This window comes from Mucilaginibacter aureus (assembly GCF_053514885.1).
Map to the genome: position 1 here is coordinate 844,146 of NZ_CP170601.1, position 17,269 is coordinate 861,414.

Consider the following 17,269-nt stretch of genomic DNA (forward strand, 5'->3'; position numbering starts at 1 on the left):
GGATTTCGGATGTTCAATTTCGGATTTATGTCAATTTTTATACTTGTGATATTTAGATTTAAAATTTAATGGTTTTTTATAGTTTTGAATTTAACATGCGTCTAACTTATCAACCCTTTGAGCTCGAACTGAAACACACGTTCACGATAGCTAAATTTTCGCGTACATCAACCGCCATAATGTTGGTACAATTGCACCACGAGGGCCATACCGGTTATGGCGAGGCATCAATGGTGCCTTATATGGGCGAGAGTCATCAAACCGCTACTGATTTTTTGCAAAAGGTTGACGTTAGTCAATTTAAATATCCTTTTGATTTTGCAACCATCAATGCTTATCTTGATAGTATAGCTCCCGGCCAGCCGGCCATCAAAGCCGCCATTGATATTGCATTGAACGACCTTGACGGGAAACTACAGCAGCAACCCTGCTGGAAACTGTACGGCAGTGACCCTGCAATGATGCCGGTAACTTCGTTCACGGTGGGGATAGATACCCCGGAAATGATCGTCAAAAAACTACAGGACGCGAAGGATTTTAAAGTGATCAAAGTAAAGCTTGGCCGCGATAGCGATAAAGAGCTGATCCAAACCATTCGCAGCGTTACCAGTGTGCCGTTGTTTGTAGATGCCAACCAGGGCTGGACCGACCTGGAGCAAAGCCTGGACATGTGCCATTGGCTGCATGAACAGGGCGTGTTGCTGATAGAACAACCCATGCTGAAAACCGATATCGACAGTAATGCCTGGTTGACAGAACGCAGCCCGGTTGCCATTATTGGCGATGAAGCCGTGCAGCGTTTGTCCGATGTAAGTAAAGCAAAAGGCGTTTATACCGGCATCAACATTAAGTTAATGAAATCGACGGGAATGTGGGAAGCTCACCAGATGATCCTGAAAGCCCGCGAGCTTGGATTAAAATTAATGATAGGCTGCATGAGCGAAACCAGTTGCGCTACTTTAGCCGCGGCCGCACTGGCACCACTTTGTGATTGGGCCGATCTGGACGGACCTTTCCTGACCACCAATAACCCTTATGTATTACCCGGCTTTGTAAATGGTAAATGGGTTTTGAATGATGGGAATGGCTTGGGGTTGCAACTTTCTTAAATCAGACCAGCAACACCAAACCCGAAAGAATAACCGACAGAACAAATGTTATAACAATACCCTTTAAGAAACCTGTAAAGTGGAATCGGTAATTTTTATACCCTTGATTACCTTCTGAACCTTTAATAATGATAAACCGGGGTGTGATTGTGCAGAATATCAGCCAATCTAAAATGAGCAGATCGTACAGATTAAAAGCGGAAGTAAGTATCCAAATGTAAACAAATACCTGGGCAAAGGTTGGGTGCAACTGATGACAGATAAACCATGTTGATGTAATTGGATAACCGACGATAACCAGTAGAAAAGGTAGTGAGTAAATTAAAGTTTGCTTTTTTTCGGTCTCAGTTTTGGGCGCAACTGCCTTCTGTATCTCGGGTGGATATTTTTGCAGCATTACACGCGGGTTGCCAAAACTCATTACAGCTAATACCGCTGTGAGTAAACCACAATAGATAAGGCTTTGGATAAGAATTGTTGCTAACATAACCTGTTACCGCAGACTGTTATGATGGGATGCCGAACAAGTTCGGCATGACCCTTCTTCTTTTTACTTTATCAAAACTCCACATGTGCCCTGATGGCAAAAAAGTTTACTGGTCCACGATCGGCATTATATGCCGGGTTGGCAACAAACTGGTAATCTACAGAAAGGAACAGATTTTTGTTGATCTGAGCGCTGTAGTAAGTTTCAAAAATGTTTTCGGGTTTATAATTGGGTAGCTTACCATCGCCGATGATAAACCCGTAGCCGCCCACGGCTAAAAAATCGCGGTGATCTTGTGATAGACCGTTCACATCAGCAGCAATGCCAAAAATGTCATCCGGGCGGTGCCATGCCGTGCCTTTATAGCTAAAGCCGATGCCTGCAGTTTGATCGATCTCGGTAAATACCCAGGTGGCGGTTTTGCCATCGTTCCAGCCGGCGCGTAAAAACATACCCAGGTTTTTACTGAGTTCCTGCTCACCATTTAAACAAAAGCCGTATTTAACGCCGCCATAGTTTTTACCATTAATTACATCGAGCGATACGTCGGTTTTATTATTGTAGTTATCTATCACCTCGCGGTAAGCCGGCGCCTTGCTGGTATTGCGATAGGCCAGCAGGCGGATAACGCCTTTATGGTTATTGATGTTCAGGTCTTTGGTAAACTCGATGGTTGATCCGTTAGCCTTAAAATAGTTATAGTCAAAATCGGGGCCGTTGGCGTAAGTTGGCACCAGGGTTCCGGCCACGCGCAGGGCCCAGCCTTGTTTAATATACTCAACTACGAGGCCATCGGTATAGCCGCGCGTATTGGCCGGGTAATCCCAGCCGCCATTGCTCATCAGCGCCCAGTTTAAAAACTGGCTGCGTGGGTCGTGACTATATTGATTATTATCAAAAATATCCGACAAGGCGAATTTACCGGCCGTGATCACGATGCGTTCGCGGGGTACGTATTCGCGCAGCTGGTTGGCATCAGCATCAGCCAGGTCGCGGCTGTTGCTCAGCGGGATATATTGCCGGTAAAATAAACGCGCCAGGTATACCGCAGGCGCGGGGCTACCGATACGGAAGGTTTCGCCGTTAGGGAAGCCCGCCACACCACGTGCCTCGCTCAACCCGCTGCCGCCCGAAACCTCAGGATTGAAATAAACGGACGCATTTTTCCAAAGCTTTCGGCCAAAGTATAAAGTAGTAGTGATGGATAATGCTTCCTCGGATGCAGGATTCAGGCTATTATCGCCCGAGTAAGGTGCCTTAAACGAGTTATGACTTTGGTCGACAACGGTTAACTGGAAATGCTGGCTCCATTTTTCGGTACTGTCTGCCGTGTAATTGAGTTGCGCGTTTGCCGCGATAGAGGCAGACAGGAATATAATGACAAGTAGATATTTCTTCATATGGCAATATTTTATTAGGCAAATCTAATAATAATTTTAGATTAACCTAAATTATTTTAATATTAGCTATAATAACAACAACCCTTAAAGATATAGCGATTAAAACCTGAAGGCATTGCTTGCTAAAGGTCTCAAAAAAATTACCGTAAACTTCTGCTTGTTAAACAACAATTAATGAACTATTTTTGCGGGTACATATTAAAAGGACATGACACAACACAATACGCCCGAAGAAAAAAGCTACGATTATTTATATTATGTTATCGGTTTGGTTTTTGGTATGATAACCGGCTCTTTTTTGGAAAAAGGCTTTGTATGGATACTTGTAGGCGGTGTAGTAGGTTTGCTTACAGCGGCTTTCTTTCTGAACGTGCTGGTTAAAGGCCGTGAACAAGCCTGATCCGGACCTTCCACCATTTATAAGCAGCTGGAATAAGTTTTATGGCATTGTAATGGCATGGCTTGTTCTGCTAATTTTTGTATTTTGGCTCATCACCAAACACTTTGAATGAGCCGTATCGATTGGATAGTTCTTGCAGCCACCATTTTAACCATTATTGTTTATGGCGTATGGAAAAGCAGGGGCAGCAAAAACATTAACAATTACCTTCTTGGCGATCAGTCGTTACCCTGGTATACGGTAGGTTTTTCGGTTATGGCCACGCAGGCCAGCGCCATTACTTTTTTATCGGCGCCAGGGCAGGCTTACAGCGATGGGATGCGCTTTGTGCAGTTCTACTTCGGGCTGCCGCTGGCCATGATCGTGTTGTGCATTACCTTTGTGCCCATATTCCACAAGCTTAAGGTTTTTACCGCTTACGAGTATCTGGAGCAGCGTTTCGATCTCAAAACCCGCGCTTTAACCGCTTTTTTGTTTTTGATACAACGCGGCCTTTCAACCGGGATCACCATTTATGCCCCGGCACTTATACTGAGCGCCATATTGCATATCAACATTACTTATACCACGCTTTTTATTGGCGGCCTGGTTATTTGCTACACCGTTTATGGCGGCACCAAAGCGGTGAGCTATACACAGCTGCTGCAAATGAGCATCATCTTCGCAGGGTTGTTTTTAGCCGGTTTTGTGGGCTATAGTTTGCTGCCCAAAGGCACCGGCCTTAGCAATACGCTGCACCTTGCCGGGAAACTAGGCCGCATGAACGTGATAGACTGGAAGTTTGACCCCAACAACCGTTACAACATTTGGAGTGGTATCATCGGCGGCTTTTTTTTACAACTGAGTTATTTTGGTACTGATCAAAGTCAGGTGGGCCGTTATTTGACGGGAAGTTCAATTGGCCAAAGCCGCCTGGGTTTAATTATGAACGGGCTGGTTAAAATACCCATGCAATTTTTGATCTTGCTGATAGGTGTTTTGGTATTCGCATTTTACCAGTTTAACCAGCCGCCGGTTTTTTTTAACAATTATGCGGTTGAGCAGGTAAAGAAAAGCCCTTATGCCAGAGAGTTTAACCAGGCGGAACAAGCATATGCACAAGCTTTCACTATCAGGAAGAACGCTGTCGAAAATATGGTATCGGCACTGAATACGCATGATAAAGGCCGGATCAACCTGGCGCAGATGCAGCTCAAAGCTGCCGATGGGCAGGCTAATACCATCCGCCAAAAGGCAATAACTGTATTACAAAAAGCCGATGCGACGACGGATGTCAACGACACCAATTATGTGTTCCTCACCTTTGTAACGCATTACCTGCCCAGGGGATTGATCGGTTTGCTGATCGCCATCATCTTTTTAGCCTCGATGGGTTCGATGGCGAGCGCGCTTAATTCGCTGGCTTCAACAAGTGTGGTTGATATTTATAAACGGATGATCAACCCTAACGCATCGGACGAGAATTATTTATGCGCATCGCGATGGGCCACGGTATTATGGGGTTTGGTTTGTATTGGCATGGCATTGTATGCCGGTCATCTGGGCAATTTACTCGAAGCCGTTAACCAATTGGGCTCTTACATTTACGGTACTATTTTAGGCGTTTTTGTAGTGGCTTTTTATATCAAACACGTTAAAGGCAATGCGGTGTTTATTGCTGCAGTTATCAGTGAAATAGTCATTTGCATTATGGGTTATTATAATGTAGTTGCCTATTTATGGCTTAACGCGATAGGTTGTGTGTTGGTGATTGTGATTGCGATAATAGTGGAGAGGTTAGACAATCAGAAGCCGCACGTTAAATTATCCTGATACCTGATTTGATTGTTGGTGACAATACCAACAGAAAGAGCCATCCGACACATGTTGAAAGTTTAATAATTATTTGATAGTTAATATCGGATGGATTATTTTTAACCCGTAGTTTACAACAACCTTACACAGTTTTAATAGTTGATTCCCCAGCAGAAAAGGCAGTCGCCGTTTTTCCTTTTTTTGATCATAGCATTGATCGCCATGGGCGACGTGGTGTTTTTTGTCATCAACAAACAGCCAGGTGTTGCCTTTATTAGCCTGTTTACCGTTTTTAGTTTGTTTTTGTTACCGGTTTGGGTATTCCGCAACTGCCTGCGTGTTTATGCCTGGTTGTTACTGCCTGTTATATTATTAGTACCGCTGGATGTAGGGTACATCGTTTTTTATAACGTCCCCATTGATGATTCGATGCTATTGCTTGCCCTTAACACCAATAGCGCCGAAGTTACCGAACTGGCAAAAAGTTATGCCTCGGCTATCGTACCGATGTTGGTGGCTTGCTATGGCCTGTATTTTATCGCGGTAAAAAGAACATCTAACGTCATCCCGCGAAAACAGGCCACAGTTATCAGTATTTGCGCTTTGTGTTTTTTAGCTATTGTGCCTTTATTTAACGGGTCGTCAGAAAGTTGGTTTCAAAGATTGCGGTCGCGATTATATACGGTTTACCCAACGTCGATAGCCTACGGTTTGGGTGTAGTTTATGAGCAGTACCATCTCATGTCGTCAACCGAAGCAATCCGCTCCGCATTTCGGTTTCATGCTGCACAGCAAGCTGTCATCAGGCAAAAACAGGTTTACATCCTGGTGCTGGGTGAGAGTGCAAGGTATGATCATTTTGGTATTAATGGCTATTATCGTAATACCACGCCTAAACTTGGCAAGGAAAGTAATTTGATCAACTTTGCCGACATGAAAACGGGAGGTTATATTACAGAATACTCCATCCCACTGATATTGACAGGCGTGGGCGCCGATAACTTCAAAAAACATTGTCTGCAAAAAAGTATAGTGAGCGCTTTTAAGGAGGCCGGCTTTTCAACTTATTGGATATCAAACCAAACGGATAATGGCCATATTAAATTACACATTACCGAGGCCCAGCACCAATACCTGATGCAATCGGATTATCGCGCCACCAAAAATACACATACCGATAGTGAGTTGCTTGCCGCCTTGAACCAGGTACTCGCGCAGCCTGACAATAAGAAATTCATCGTACTACATCGCCTGGGCAGCCACTATGATTACGCGTCGCGTTACCCCGACTCTGTCGATTATTTCAAACCATCAAACAAAACTGTTTTTACAGCCGCCAACGATTTTAATCACCGCAACGTAATCATCAATAGTTACGACAACAGCATCCGTTATACCGACATTGTGCTCGATAGCATCATCAACCTTAGTAAAAAGCAAAACGCAGTATCGTCTGTATATTATATCTCCGATCATGGCGAAAATCTGTTTGATGATTCGCGGCACTTATCGCAGCATGGCTACCCTGTGCCTTCCAAATATATCGCCCATGTTCCCTTCTTTATCTGGTATTCTGATGCGTTGAAAAAACTACGGACCGACAAAATTGCCAACCTGCAGGCACATCGCGGAAGTAAAGCATCAACACAGGATATCATATACACCTACACCGATATGTGCGGCATTAATTTTACAGGGTACGATAGTCGCAAAAGCCTGAGCAGCCCCGACTTTACAAACACCCCTCAAAAAATTGTGAGCGGAGGGTTTAAGGTACTTGATTGCAACTCGTTACAGTAACATCGCAAAAAATTATCCCACTTAAATGCGGATTGCCGGGACAGACAACGCGTTGGCATAGCAGGTGATATATCTATTTACCGATAAACTTAGAAAAGCTATATGATCATGGATTATTAAGTCAAACCCCGCGTCCCTTACCCTTCTTCAAATTAACCTCGGCCGTGGCGTGCTCATTTGCCCAGGTATCCAAAGCGGCAAGTACCGGTCCTAAAGCCTGTCCTTTTGCTGAGATCCTATAATATACTTCAGGTGGAAAAGTGTGCTTTTCTTCGCGGGTAATTAACCCATCAGCTTCCATTTGCTTTAAATGTTCAAGTAATACTTTTTTAGCTACTTTGGGGATGATGCGCCAGAGTTCGGTAAAGCGCATTTCGCTGGTGCGGAACAGGTGATACAGAATGATGGGTTTCCATTTACCTGATAGCATAGTGAGGGTAACCTCAAGGCCACAATGTTTAAACTCTTTATTATCCATGGTTACCAAATAGTGAGCTGGTTACCAAAAGGTAACCTTCTTGGGCTCGCAGGTCAACAGCCCCATCTTTGCAGCGTCAAATTTAAACGCTTTAAAATGAACGTACAACTTTTGCGTAACGCCACCCAGGTTATCACTGTTAACGGTAAAACTTTACTGGTCGATCCTATGCTTGCATCTCAAGGCAGCTATGAGCCTTTTAATAATACCGGCAATACTTTAAAAAATCCGCTGGTTGATTTGCCCATCAATCATACCGGGCTTAAAAAGCTGATCGGCCAAACCGATGCGGTGCTGTTAACCCATTTACACCTTGATCACTGGGATACGGCGGCACAACAACTGATCCCCAAGCACACACCCATTATTTGCCAGCCTGCAAATACCGAAACTTTAAAACAGGCAGGCTTTTTAACCTTGCTGCCGGTAGATGAAAGTCTGTTATGGCATGGCATCCGGATCAACCGCACCGGCGGGCAGCACGGCACCGGCGAAATTGGCAAACGCATGGGCATTGTTTCGGGTTTTGTAATTACACATCAGCAAAGCACCCTTTACATTGCTGGTGATACCATTTGGTGCGATGAAGTAAAAGAGGCCATATACAATCACAAACCGGCTATGATCATCGTTAACGGTGGCGGCGCAAGGTTTACAAGCGGCAATGCCATTGTGATGGACATTGAAGATATGTTAACAGTATGCCGTTACGCACCCGATGCCAAAGTGTACGTGGTACATCTTGAGGCTGTTAACCATGGCAAAGAAACCAGGGCCGATATCAGGGCAGCCATAAAAGAAAGCGGCCTTGACAAGCAATGTTTGGTGCCTGAGGATGGAGAATGGTTTATTGGGTAGATTACGTTTTGACAACCATAAAAAGGGTGTCATCCTGAGCTTGTCGAAGGATAGCGGGCAGCCCCCGCACTATGGTTCGACAGACTCACCATGACACCCCTTAGAGGATTTGTTACGATTTTGCCTGAGCGGCAACAGCTGCGTTTAAGCGCTCGTACTCGCCGTCTTTAGCTTCTTTCGATAAACGTACACCTTCTTCGGCGGTAGCCAAAGCACCTTTTTTATCGCCAGCTTTGAGTTGGATACGGGCTTTCCAAACTTTTACAAACTGCGATTTTGGTTGTGTTTTTTCTACCTCGGTTATCCATTCGAGCGCTTTAGCCATGTCTTTATTATTGTCGTAATAGTATTGAGCTGCTGCGAAGTATGGTTTCTTTTCGGCTTTCATCGCTTCGTCAATACTGGCCATTACACGAGCATCAACATCAGTAATGATATGGAAGCTTAAGGCTGTATGTTCCCAAGCCAGGTGCAGGTCGGCTGCGGTTGGGAAAACGTTCTCAAACTGCATGGTAAAAGTTTCAACCGGTTCTTTTATTGCCCAGGCTTTTACTTTAAAGCGTAAAAAATCGTCCGCTTGTTTGTAGCTATAAGCGCCCCAGGTTTTGCTGGTTTTGCTCAGGATAATGGTCCACTCTTTAGGATCGGGGATACTGAATAAGCCGTAAGTGCCTGCGGGTACTTTGTTGCCTTCGATGGTTACATCATCGGTAAAGGTAATGGTTGTTGCGCTGTTGGCGCCGGTGCGCCATACAGTACCATAAGGCTCCTGTTTGCCCAGCATTACGCGACCTTTGGCGTTGGGGCGCGAGTAAACGATGGTAATTTTACCAAGGCCCAGATCCTGGGTGATGGTTTGGGTTGAGCTCGCCTGTGGCATTTTCAGGCCCTGGGCATGTGCGATATCTAAGCTTAAAATAGCCGCAATAGCCAATAAAAGGTAAGTTAATTTCTTCATCGCGATAGTTTATTTGGTTACATGTTAATATTACGAAGCTAATAAATATTATAGATTTTAACGATATGCGAAAATCACCACCGGGGGGCAATATGGAGTCAGAAATCAAGACTCAAAAAGCGGCGCAGTTATATGAACTAAATAACTACAAGGCTTGATCTTTAGCTAATTGAAAATAAATTCGCCAATATTTTGAATATTTTTTATTTTAGAGTTAACATTTTAAACTACCTTCTCATGAAAAAGAAAACCTGGAATAAGCCCGAATTACACCTGATAGCGATTAACGCAAAACATATCAGCGCCGCACATGAGCATAATTATACCAGTAAGGTAACATCGCACGGGCATAAGTTTTATTTGAACACACCTAATCATAACAGTTTTGCCAACGGTATAGGCAATAGTGTACAACAATATTTGTCGTAACAGTAAGAAAGAGGCAGGATATTATGCATGGGTTGGTCTGCCGGTATTGCTAAAATGCAGGCATATTTGAAATGTTATTTATTAGCTATCTTTATATAACCTAAACCTCCTGATTATGAAAAAGAAAGCCTGGCATAGCCCTGAACTATACATCATAGCCACTACGGATATTTCCTCGAAATACATTAACGGCTTTCACGAGCACGCCTTTACAACTCATGCAACGCCAAAAGGCCATGGACTTTTTAATAACACGCCAAACCACAGTCTATTTCAAAGCAATCTTACAAAAACCCTTCTCCAATACTTGTCGTAACCTGGAGTAAAAAACAATATATTTCTGATGAAGCAATCGATCGTCCACATCGCTCTTTTAGTTGAAGAGTATGACGATGCTATTGACTTTTATGTAAACAAACTGAAGTTTAACCTTATAGAAGATACCGCATTATCAGATACCAAACGATGGGTATTAGTGCAACCTCCGGGTTCGGGCGGATGCTGCCTGCTGCTGGCAAAAGCCGTGAACGAACAACAGCTATCGGCAGTTGGGAACCAGAGCGGCGGCCGGGTTTTCTTATTTTTAGAAACCGATGATTTTTATCGTGAGTATAACCGTATGGTAGATGAGAGCATCACCTTTGTCCGAGATCCTGTGGTTGAAAGCTACGGCACTGTGGCGGTGTTTAAAGATCTGTACGGCAATCTGTGGGACCTTATTGAACGGTCGGGATAAGTTCGGGCTTCGCCAAAAATAAAAAGCCCCCCAGACTTGCTCCGGGGGACTTTCAACCTAAACCTTATCACAATTAAACCGGTAAGTTTACCGATTCGTTATTGTATAATACAATATCTGTACCAAACTTACCCTGTGCTTTAAAAAGTAGTTCAGGGAGCTGTTTTTTTATTTTTTTGTTGCAATTGCCAGACAGAGCGTGCCAAGTGTCTACTATTATGTCTGCTTATTGTTCAGTTTTTTACGCAGGTAACCGTCTGCCAAAAAGAGCACCAATACAATATCAAATAAAATAAATACTTTAAACACATTGCTGTTGAAGTAGCTGCTCAGTTGCGGCATCTTGATATCAATACCCGAAAACAGGTTACCGGTGCTGGCAGGGGTTGTCCAGCTTACGTTTGCCAGTGCAAAAATAAGCAAGGCCGAAATACTAATCAAAAAGAACGCCGCTATACCCCTGATAATGCGTTTATCAATGGCTGCTTTTAAGGGCTTCATGGCGTTTTGGGTGCGGATGGTTTCCATCACCTTAAAATTAAACCCCATTGATGGCTCATCAAGCTCCATACACGAAAAATCGATGTTCAGTTTTGACAACTCATGGTATTTACGCTTGTAAACATCATCGGTAGCTATCAGTATATCCATGGCCTGCTGCTCTTCGGGGCTGCAGTTGCCATCAATATAGTTCCAGATCTTTTCTTCTATCCCGTTCATATCAATTCGTTTACTTCATTTTTCAATGTGCGCTCCAGCCGTTCTTTTAAACGTTGCCGCGCTCTAAATAGTTTAACTTTTACCGTATTTGTTTCAATGCCCATGGTTTGGCCTATTTCCTCAAGCGATTGCTCGCCTTTGTAGAACAGGGTGATGACCATGGCATCATCGGGCTGCAGCTGCTCAATAGCCTGGTTTACATAAAACGAGCGCGACTTTTGTTCGGCTGTATTGTTATCCATCCCGCCCGACTGGTTTTCTAATTGAATGTAAGTATTCTCATCGTCAATCGACGATGTGTCCACCCGTTTTTTACGCAAAAATGTCATTGCTGTGGTATATACAATACTGTACAGCCATGTGCTAAACTTTGCCTCGCCGTTAAAGCTTGCAAGCGAGCGATAAGCTTTTACAAAGCAATCCTGTGCTATTTCTTCGGCATCTTCGCGGCCTTTGGCAAACCTGAGGGCGAGCGTAAACACAAACCGCTGATGGCGTTTGATCAGGTCGGCGTAAGCCGCCTGGCTGCCCGCCAGCGATTGGGTTATCAGTTCGGTATCGGAGTATTTGCTTTGCATCAATTACAGTATCTGACGCGGGTTAGGTATGCGAGGTTACAGTTGGATGTAAAAATAATGAAAAGTTGGTGTGAGTTGGTGATCGGGTTAATGTTTATATGTTTAGTATAGTTTATATGATTGATTTGAGGTATGAGGGAAAAAGGAAGATAGATATTAAGTAGTATTGTCTTAACCATTTGGGCGTTCCCTGTGGGCCGCGCTATACGCTCATACTACACAGGCCTTAGCCACGGGGCCGGTATCCGCTTCTATCGCTAACGCAAAAAATCCGGAAAGTATTTTAAGACACGTATAAAGCTTAGCGTTTCCGCGGCTTTGCGGGCGGTATGATGATTTTAGAAATAAATTAAAAAATAAATCACCTGCCTGTAACCTGTTTAAAAACAGTGTAGTCATAGCTTACAAATACACCATAATTAATCAGATACATTAACAATTAAAATCACCATAATCATGGAAACCGAAAATTTAGGAATACTCTGCGGAATCATCGTATCATTAGGCTTTTTTGCCTTGGTATTTAGCATTTTTTACCTCTATAAAAGAGAAAAGATGGCTATGATAGAACGTGGCATGGATCCACGCCTTTACAAACCACAATCAGCACCTTATCAAAACCTGAAATGGGGTTTATTATTGATGGGGTCGGGCGTGGGCTTATTTTTAGCTTATGTAATGGATCACAAAGTATTTGCCGACGATTATCATCACGGGGCACTGTACTTCTCTTTAATAGGCATATTTGGCGGGTTAGGGCTATTTATCTCTTACCTCATAGAGAAAAAGGAAACTTTGGACAAGAAGGAATAATGGAAGATGTGAGAGGTATGATGGAAGATGTAATATTAAAAACACATCGTCCATCTTACATCATCCATCTTCCCTGAAAGGCTATTGCCTTGCAACAATGGCCACCGTTAACCTGCTGATGCAGTTCATCTTACCGCGGTCGTCGTACATTTTGATATCCCAAACATGGGTTTTACCACCAACGTGGATGGGCGTACAAATGCCGGTAACATAGCCGCTTTTAACCGGGCGCAGGTGGTTGGCATTCACTTCGAGGCCAACGGCCATATATTTTTCAGGGTCGATAATTAAGCTTGAGGCAATACTGCCCAGGCTTTCGGCCAATACAACCGATGCACCGCCATGCAAAATGCCATAAGGCTGGTGGGTGCGGGCATCAACAGGCATACGGGCCTTAACAAAATCGTCGCCAATTTCGGTAAACTCAATACCAATTAAGGCACCAATATGGTTGGTATGCCTGTCATTAATGTCGCTTAATTGCGGCTCGGCAAACCAAAGCCTGCTCATAAATAACGCTCCTTAATAATACGGATATGGTGCTCAACATGCCCGGCAATAATATACAGCAGGGCATTTACGGTAACCCTGTTATTACTTGCCGTACCGGTGCGCGCTTGTTCGTCGGCATTTAAGCTTTTAAACAGATATAGGTTAGCTTTACGCAGATAGTAAAACTCGCTGATCAGGTCGTCCATTTGCATTTGGTTAAAACGGGCGTTGGCTATATAATCTTCCTGCTCAAAACCTGGCAAAGGGTTTTGGTCGTTCCGTGCAAAGCGTAAAAGGCGGTAGGTCATTATCCGTTCAGTATCGATCATGTGGCCGATAGCTTCATTAAGGGTCCATTTACCATCGGCGTAAGCGTAAAGCGCCTTATCTTTCGGGATAGCCTTTAAAAAATCATTTACCTCGTTATGCTGCCTGATCAAGCTTTCGACGATATCGGCATCGCCTATTTTATCGATATAGGTAGCGTAAAATGGGTTATAATCCCAGGGTTGTGGCCTATTCATTGGTTTGGTTTTTTAAAGTGATACGAAAAGTTGTGCCTTTGCCTAATTCGGAATCTTTTACAAAGATCTGCCCGTTATGGTAATTTTCGACCATGCGTTTGGTGAGCGACAAGCCCAGGCCCCATCCCCGCTTACGGGTGGTGTAACCGGGCTGGAAAATGGTAGCGAATTTTGATCGCGGTATGCCTTTACCGGTATCAGTAACATCAATAAACACTTGCCTTTTGGCATGATTCTGTCCTATTTCAATACGGATGGTCCCGCTTTCATCGATAGCGTTAATGGCATTTTTCAACAGGTTTTCTAACACCCAGGCAAACAGCGGTACGTTTAAGGCTGCCTGTAAATGCGGGTCGCCGGTTACTTCAAAATGTATTTTATTACTTACGCGGAACTTAAAATAATCCACGTATTCTTTTATCATATCGTATACCGAATGGTTCTCTAATTTAGGCTTGGAGCCGATCTTGGAGAAACGGTCGGCAACAATTTCGAGGCGCTTAACGTCGTTTTCCATTTCGGCAATAAGCGGATCATCTTCGGCGCTAAACTTATCTTTTATCAGTTCTATCCAGGCCATTAACGATGATATTGGCGTGCCCAGCTGATGCGCGGTCTCTTTGGCCAAACCAACCCAAACCTGGTTTTGCTCAGACTTGCGCGACGAGCTAAACGCTGTATAGGCCACCAGTAAAAACACCGCGATAACGGTTAACTGGATATAAGGGAATATTTTTAACTGAGTTAGCAAAGCCGAATCCTGATAGTAAACCAGCCAGTACTGGCCGCTAAAGGTGTTTATTTTGATAGGGTCGTGCTGGCTTGTCATGTATTCCAGTTGGGCCTTATAGTATGCGGGATCGTATTGAGGTGCTTTTTTATCAACCTTAACCCCTACCGCAGGCTGTATAAAGGTTTTGGTGGTATCCAATCCCCGGGCAAACATAAAATCGCCTTTATCATCAACCACAACAGCCGGCACTACCAAACTATCACGCACGGTAGTGATGTAATTAAACGAGTCGTTATCATCAGCGGCAAGCAGTTGTTTCATGCTCAGGGCCCAGATCTGCGCGCGCGTACGTTCGGCCTTGGCAATGCCCTTAACCAGGTAGCGGGTGTACAGCAGCGAACCTATGGCAATAACCAGGGCAAAGGCAAGCAATAAATATTTCCAGCGGCGTTTACGTTCGTATGGATTCATCGGTATTCCAAATTACGGTAATTCATTTCGGATTTTTTATTTCGAATTTCGAATGTTCAATTTCGAATTTTTCCAAATCTATTTTGGTGAGGGTGTTTTGCTATATGTAATGTTATAATTCTGTTTTAAATGTTTTATCTTGCAATATGGACAAAATTGAGTTACAAAAGCGCACCCAAAAGTTTGCCATAGATGTAATTAAATTTATTGGGAAATTAACGCCGGATCGGTCTTAAATGTATTAACAAACCAATTATTGAGAAGTTCCTCTTCTGTCGGCGCTAATTACAGATCTGCATGTAAAGGAAAATCTACCGCTGATTTTATAAACAAAATAGTTATTGTTGAAGAAGAAGCTGATGAATCGGTTTATTGGTTTGAGCTAATGGAGGGCTCGGGCCTGGTCGAATTAAGTTTAATTGCCCCATTGAAAAGAGAAGCAATTGAACTAACCGCAATTTTTACGGCTATTGGCAAAACTGCAAAAGCAAACCAGGCAAAAAATAAATTGAAAAGCAACTGAAGGGATATCGAATGTCGGTTCAATTTCGAATTTAATAGCCTATACCATCTGTAGGTCAATTCTTAATAAATAAATTCGAAATTGAAAATTCGAAATTCTAAATTAAATACCTTTGCGGCATGTCTGATCCAAAAGTTCGTGTTCGTTTTGCGCCCAGTCCCACCGGTGGTTTACACTTAGGTGGTGTGCGTACCGTATTGTTCAATTACCTGTTTGCCAAAAAACATAATGGCACCTTTGTTTTACGTATTGAAGATACCGATCAAAGCCGTTATGTTGCCGGCGCGGAGCAATATATTTTGGATTGCCTGAAATGGTGCGGGTTAAACCCTGATGAAGGACCTAATGTTGGCGGGCAATACGCGCCTTATCGCCAAAGTGAACGCAAAGCGCTTTACCGCGAATATGCCGAGCGCCTGGTTGCGCAGGGCCATGCCTATTACGCTTTTGATACCCCCGAAGAACTGGACAAAAACCGCAAAGAGATACCCAACTTTCAGTATGGGCATGTATACCGCAGTCAGCTACGCAACTCGTTAAGCTTAAGCGAGCACGATGTTGACCTGATGCTGGATAATGGTACGCCGCATGTGATCCGCATTAAAATGCCACAGGACGAAACCGTGCGTTTTACCGATATGATACGCGGCGATGTAAGTTTTGAAACCAACCAGGTTGATGATAAGGTTTTGCTTAAAGCAGATGGCATGCCTACTTACCATTTGGCTGTTGTGGTTGACGATTACCTGATGAAGATAACTCACGCTTTCCGTGGAGAAGAGTGGCTGCCATCGGCACCGGTGCACCTGTTATTATGGAAATACCTGGGCTGGTACGAGCACATGCCGAAATGGGCACACCTGCCTTTGATATTAAAACCCGACGGGCACGGTAAGCTAAGCAAACGCGATGGCGCAAAATTTGGCTTCCCGGTATATGCCATGGATTGGCTTGACGATAAAACCGGCGAACTGACACCGGGTTTCCGCGAAATGGGCTTTTTACCCGAAGCGTTTTTAAACCTGCTGGCTATGCTGGGCTGGAACAGTGGAACCGAACAGGAGATATTTACGCTGGATGAGCTGATCCATAGTTTCTCGATAGAGCGGGTTAACAAAGCCGGCGCCAAATTTGATTTTGAAAAGGCCAAATGGTATAATGCCGAGTGGATCAAAAAGCTTGAAGCAGGAAGCTTAAATCAGGAAGCGAAAAGAGTTTTGGAAGCCAAAGGAATTACAGTTAACAATGATGATTACCTGGCTAAAGTTATAGCTGCTGTTAAGGATCGCTGCACTTTGCTTAACGACTTTTACACACAGGCCGGTTACTTTTTTGAAACTCCTGCAGAATATGACCTTGCCGCGGTTAAGCCTAAATGGACAGACGCTAAAACCGATTTTTTTGGTGCACTGATCACGCAACTCAAAGAGGCGCCAAACTGGGAGCCTGTACAATTGGAGATCGGCTTTAAATACCTGTGTGAGGAAACCGGTTTCAAAATCGGCGACGTGATGCTGCCTTTCCGCATTATGCTGGTAGGTGGTAAGTTTGGCCCGCATGTATTTGATATTGCCGCGCTATTGGGTAAAGACGAAACCATTGCACGGATTGAAAAGGCTTTGGTGGCGTTTAACGCGTAATTAAGCAGCTTTTAGTCTGTTATACTCTTGTTATTGCCCTGGCATTTTTGTATCTTTATATGGGATTGATATAGGTAAGAGACGAATAAAGGGTTGAAAAATTTCTTACAATATCCCCCCTAAGCAGGAAGCGCAAAGCCCAAAGCTTTTAAAAATACCGAAGAATACCTATGTCTATCATCGCGCGTTATTGCGAGGGACGAAGCAATCCCCGACTTGCAGAGCCGCTCTGTATGGCATGAGATTGCCACGCTATTGCTCGCAATGACACAGTGAAAGAAAGACCAAGAGCCAAAAATCCGAAATCGAACATCCGAATTCCGAAA

19 protein-coding genes are annotated in these 17,269 nt (G+C 43.9%); 10 read left to right on the forward strand and 9 right to left on the reverse strand.

Annotated features, from left to right (window positions below):
* Window positions 1–95: 95 nt before the first annotated feature.
* The gene (locus ACFGVR_RS03655; protein ID WP_448701200.1) at window positions 96–1,109 is read left to right on the forward strand and encodes a dipeptide epimerase; all 1,014 of its coding nucleotides are present in this window, start codon (window positions 96–98) and stop codon (window positions 1,107–1,109) included.
* 1 nt (window position 1,110) lies between these two features.
* Here ACFGVR_RS03655 and ACFGVR_RS03660 read toward each other — a convergent pair whose 3' ends face one another.
* Together ACFGVR_RS03660 and ACFGVR_RS03665 are read right to left on the reverse strand one after the other, a co-directional pair.
* The gene (locus ACFGVR_RS03660; protein WP_448701202.1) at window positions 1,111–1,596 is read right to left on the reverse strand and encodes a hypothetical protein; all 486 of its coding nucleotides are present in this window, start codon (window positions 1,594–1,596) and stop codon (window positions 1,111–1,113) included.
* A gap of 71 nt (window positions 1,597–1,667) precedes the next feature.
* Complete coding sequence (locus ACFGVR_RS03665; protein WP_448701203.1) at window positions 1,668–2,996, reverse strand: carbohydrate porin; 1,329 nt, start codon at window positions 2,994–2,996, stop codon at window positions 1,668–1,670.
* A gap of 208 nt (window positions 2,997–3,204) precedes the next feature.
* Here ACFGVR_RS03665 and ACFGVR_RS03670 point away from each other — a divergent pair, with 208 nt between their 5' ends.
* The 3 genes from ACFGVR_RS03670 (at window position 3,205) to ACFGVR_RS03680 (ending at window position 6,990) form a co-directional block, all read left to right on the forward strand.
* Entirely contained in the window at window positions 3,205–3,396 is a 192-nt protein-coding gene (locus ACFGVR_RS03670; RefSeq protein WP_448701204.1) for a hypothetical protein, read from the forward strand.
* A gap of 108 nt (window positions 3,397–3,504) precedes the next feature.
* Window positions 3,505–5,208 (forward strand): sodium:solute symporter, encoded by a 1,704-nt coding sequence (locus tag ACFGVR_RS03675; RefSeq protein ID WP_448701205.1) that lies wholly within the window; start codon window positions 3,505–3,507, stop codon window positions 5,206–5,208.
* Between the two features lie 183 nt (window positions 5,209–5,391).
* On the forward strand, window positions 5,392–6,990 hold the full coding sequence (locus tag ACFGVR_RS03680) for a sulfatase-like hydrolase/transferase (protein WP_448701206.1): 1,599 nt from the start codon (window positions 5,392–5,394) through the stop codon (window positions 6,988–6,990).
* Between the two features lie 121 nt (window positions 6,991–7,111).
* Here ACFGVR_RS03680 and ACFGVR_RS03685 read toward each other — a convergent pair whose 3' ends face one another.
* Window positions 7,112–7,468: a winged helix-turn-helix transcriptional regulator gene (locus ACFGVR_RS03685; protein ID WP_448701207.1), complete on the reverse strand. Its 357-nt coding sequence runs from the start codon at window positions 7,466–7,468 to the stop codon at window positions 7,112–7,114.
* A 96-nt stretch (window positions 7,469–7,564) separates the two neighbouring features.
* Here ACFGVR_RS03685 and ACFGVR_RS03690 point away from each other — a divergent pair, with 96 nt between their 5' ends.
* Complete coding sequence (locus tag ACFGVR_RS03690) at window positions 7,565–8,326, forward strand: MBL fold metallo-hydrolase (RefSeq protein ID WP_448701208.1); 762 nt, start codon at window positions 7,565–7,567, stop codon at window positions 8,324–8,326.
* Window positions 8,327–8,438: 112 nt separating this feature from the next.
* On the opposite strand, the gene ACFGVR_RS03695 is transcribed toward ACFGVR_RS03690, so the two are convergent.
* Window positions 8,439–9,284, reverse strand: a complete 846-nt coding sequence (locus ACFGVR_RS03695; protein WP_448701209.1) for a DUF2911 domain-containing protein — start codon at window positions 9,282–9,284, stop codon at window positions 8,439–8,441.
* A gap of 237 nt (window positions 9,285–9,521) precedes the next feature.
* Here ACFGVR_RS03695 and ACFGVR_RS03700 point away from each other — a divergent pair, with 237 nt between their 5' ends.
* Together ACFGVR_RS03700 and ACFGVR_RS03705 are read left to right on the forward strand one after the other, a co-directional pair.
* Window positions 9,522–9,713 carry a hypothetical protein gene (locus ACFGVR_RS03700; protein ID WP_448701210.1) on the forward strand — a complete coding sequence of 64 codons (192 nt, stop codon included), beginning with the start codon at window positions 9,522–9,524 and terminating at the stop codon, window positions 9,711–9,713.
* A gap of 343 nt (window positions 9,714–10,056) precedes the next feature.
* Window positions 10,057–10,449, forward strand: coding sequence for a VOC family protein (locus tag ACFGVR_RS03705; protein ID WP_448701211.1), 393 nt, complete (start codon window positions 10,057–10,059; stop codon window positions 10,447–10,449).
* Window positions 10,450–10,665: 216 nt separating this feature from the next.
* On the opposite strand, the gene ACFGVR_RS03710 is transcribed toward ACFGVR_RS03705, so the two are convergent.
* Window positions 10,666–11,169, reverse strand: coding sequence for a hypothetical protein (locus ACFGVR_RS03710; protein ID WP_448701212.1), 504 nt, complete (start codon window positions 11,167–11,169; stop codon window positions 10,666–10,668).
* On the reverse strand, window positions 11,166–11,747 hold the full coding sequence (locus ACFGVR_RS03715; RefSeq protein ID WP_448701213.1) for an RNA polymerase sigma factor: 582 nt from the start codon (window positions 11,745–11,747) through the stop codon (window positions 11,166–11,168). Before ACFGVR_RS03715 ends, ACFGVR_RS03710 begins: the two co-directional genes overlap by 4 nt.
* Before the next feature lie 456 nt (window positions 11,748–12,203).
* On the opposite strand from ACFGVR_RS03715, the gene ACFGVR_RS03720 reads away from it, so the two are divergent.
* A complete protein-coding gene (locus ACFGVR_RS03720) occupies window positions 12,204–12,560 on the forward strand; it encodes a DUF6249 domain-containing protein (RefSeq protein WP_448701214.1) in 357 nt (118 codons plus the stop codon).
* An 81-nt stretch (window positions 12,561–12,641) separates the two neighbouring features.
* Here ACFGVR_RS03720 and ACFGVR_RS03725 read toward each other — a convergent pair whose 3' ends face one another.
* The 3 genes from ACFGVR_RS03725 to ACFGVR_RS03735 are packed head-to-tail and all read right to left on the reverse strand — an operon-like array spanning window position 12,642 to window position 14,780.
* Complete coding sequence (locus ACFGVR_RS03725) at window positions 12,642–13,070, reverse strand: hotdog fold thioesterase (protein WP_448701215.1); 429 nt, start codon at window positions 13,068–13,070, stop codon at window positions 12,642–12,644.
* Window positions 13,067–13,576, reverse strand: a complete 510-nt coding sequence (locus tag ACFGVR_RS03730; RefSeq protein ID WP_448701217.1) for a DinB family protein — start codon at window positions 13,574–13,576, stop codon at window positions 13,067–13,069. Before ACFGVR_RS03730 ends, ACFGVR_RS03725 begins: the two co-directional genes overlap by 4 nt.
* Window positions 13,569–14,780 carry a sensor histidine kinase gene (locus ACFGVR_RS03735; RefSeq protein WP_448701219.1) on the reverse strand — a complete coding sequence of 404 codons (1,212 nt, stop codon included), beginning with the start codon at window positions 14,778–14,780 and terminating at the stop codon, window positions 13,569–13,571. The genes ACFGVR_RS03730 and ACFGVR_RS03735 overlap by 8 nt, the downstream gene beginning before the upstream one ends.
* A 214-nt stretch (window positions 14,781–14,994) precedes the next feature.
* Between ACFGVR_RS03735 and ACFGVR_RS03740 the strand changes: the two genes are divergently transcribed.
* Both ACFGVR_RS03740 and gltX read left to right on the forward strand, forming a co-directional pair.
* Entirely contained in the window at window positions 14,995–15,303 is a 309-nt protein-coding gene (locus ACFGVR_RS03740) for a four helix bundle protein (protein WP_448703028.1), read from the forward strand.
* A 119-nt stretch (window positions 15,304–15,422) separates the two neighbouring features.
* Window positions 15,423–16,943 carry a glutamate--tRNA ligase gene (gltX, locus tag ACFGVR_RS03745; RefSeq protein ID WP_448701221.1) on the forward strand — a complete coding sequence of 507 codons (1,521 nt, stop codon included), beginning with the start codon at window positions 15,423–15,425 and terminating at the stop codon, window positions 16,941–16,943.
* Window positions 16,944–17,269 lie beyond the last annotated feature (326 nt).

What these genes read in the sequence shown, in the direction of transcription:
- ACFGVR_RS03655 (WP_448701200.1), top strand. Translation starts at nt 96, where the DNA reads ATGCGTCTAACTTATCAACCCTTTGAGCTCGAACTGAAACACACGTTC.
- ACFGVR_RS03660 (WP_448701202.1), bottom strand. Translation starts at nt 1,596, where the DNA reads ATGTTAGCAACAATTCTTATCCAAAGCCTTATCTATTGTGGTTTACTC.
- ACFGVR_RS03665 (WP_448701203.1), bottom strand. Translation starts at nt 2,996, where the DNA reads ATGAAGAAATATCTACTTGTCATTATATTCCTGTCTGCCTCTATCGCG.
- ACFGVR_RS03670 (WP_448701204.1), top strand. Translation starts at nt 3,205, where the DNA reads ATGACACAACACAATACGCCCGAAGAAAAAAGCTACGATTATTTATAT.
- ACFGVR_RS03675 (WP_448701205.1), top strand. Translation starts at nt 3,505, where the DNA reads ATGAGCCGTATCGATTGGATAGTTCTTGCAGCCACCATTTTAACCATT.
- ACFGVR_RS03685 (WP_448701207.1), bottom strand. Translation starts at nt 7,468, where the DNA reads ATGGATAATAAAGAGTTTAAACATTGTGGCCTTGAGGTTACCCTCACT.
- ACFGVR_RS03690 (WP_448701208.1), top strand. Translation starts at nt 7,565, where the DNA reads ATGAACGTACAACTTTTGCGTAACGCCACCCAGGTTATCACTGTTAAC.
- ACFGVR_RS03695 (WP_448701209.1), bottom strand. Translation starts at nt 9,284, where the DNA reads ATGAAGAAATTAACTTACCTTTTATTGGCTATTGCGGCTATTTTAAGC.
- ACFGVR_RS03700 (WP_448701210.1), top strand. Translation starts at nt 9,522, where the DNA reads ATGAAAAAGAAAACCTGGAATAAGCCCGAATTACACCTGATAGCGATT.
- ACFGVR_RS03705 (WP_448701211.1), top strand. Translation starts at nt 10,057, where the DNA reads ATGAAGCAATCGATCGTCCACATCGCTCTTTTAGTTGAAGAGTATGAC.
- ACFGVR_RS03710 (WP_448701212.1), bottom strand. Translation starts at nt 11,169, where the DNA reads ATGAACGGGATAGAAGAAAAGATCTGGAACTATATTGATGGCAACTGC.
- ACFGVR_RS03715 (WP_448701213.1), bottom strand. Translation starts at nt 11,747, where the DNA reads ATGCAAAGCAAATACTCCGATACCGAACTGATAACCCAATCGCTGGCG.
- ACFGVR_RS03720 (WP_448701214.1), top strand. Translation starts at nt 12,204, where the DNA reads ATGGAAACCGAAAATTTAGGAATACTCTGCGGAATCATCGTATCATTA.
- ACFGVR_RS03725 (WP_448701215.1), bottom strand. Translation starts at nt 13,070, where the DNA reads ATGAGCAGGCTTTGGTTTGCCGAGCCGCAATTAAGCGACATTAATGAC.
- ACFGVR_RS03730 (WP_448701217.1), bottom strand. Translation starts at nt 13,576, where the DNA reads ATGAATAGGCCACAACCCTGGGATTATAACCCATTTTACGCTACCTAT.
- ACFGVR_RS03735 (WP_448701219.1), bottom strand. Translation starts at nt 14,780, where the DNA reads ATGAATCCATACGAACGTAAACGCCGCTGGAAATATTTATTGCTTGCC.
- gltX (WP_448701221.1), top strand. Translation starts at nt 15,423, where the DNA reads ATGTCTGATCCAAAAGTTCGTGTTCGTTTTGCGCCCAGTCCCACCGGT.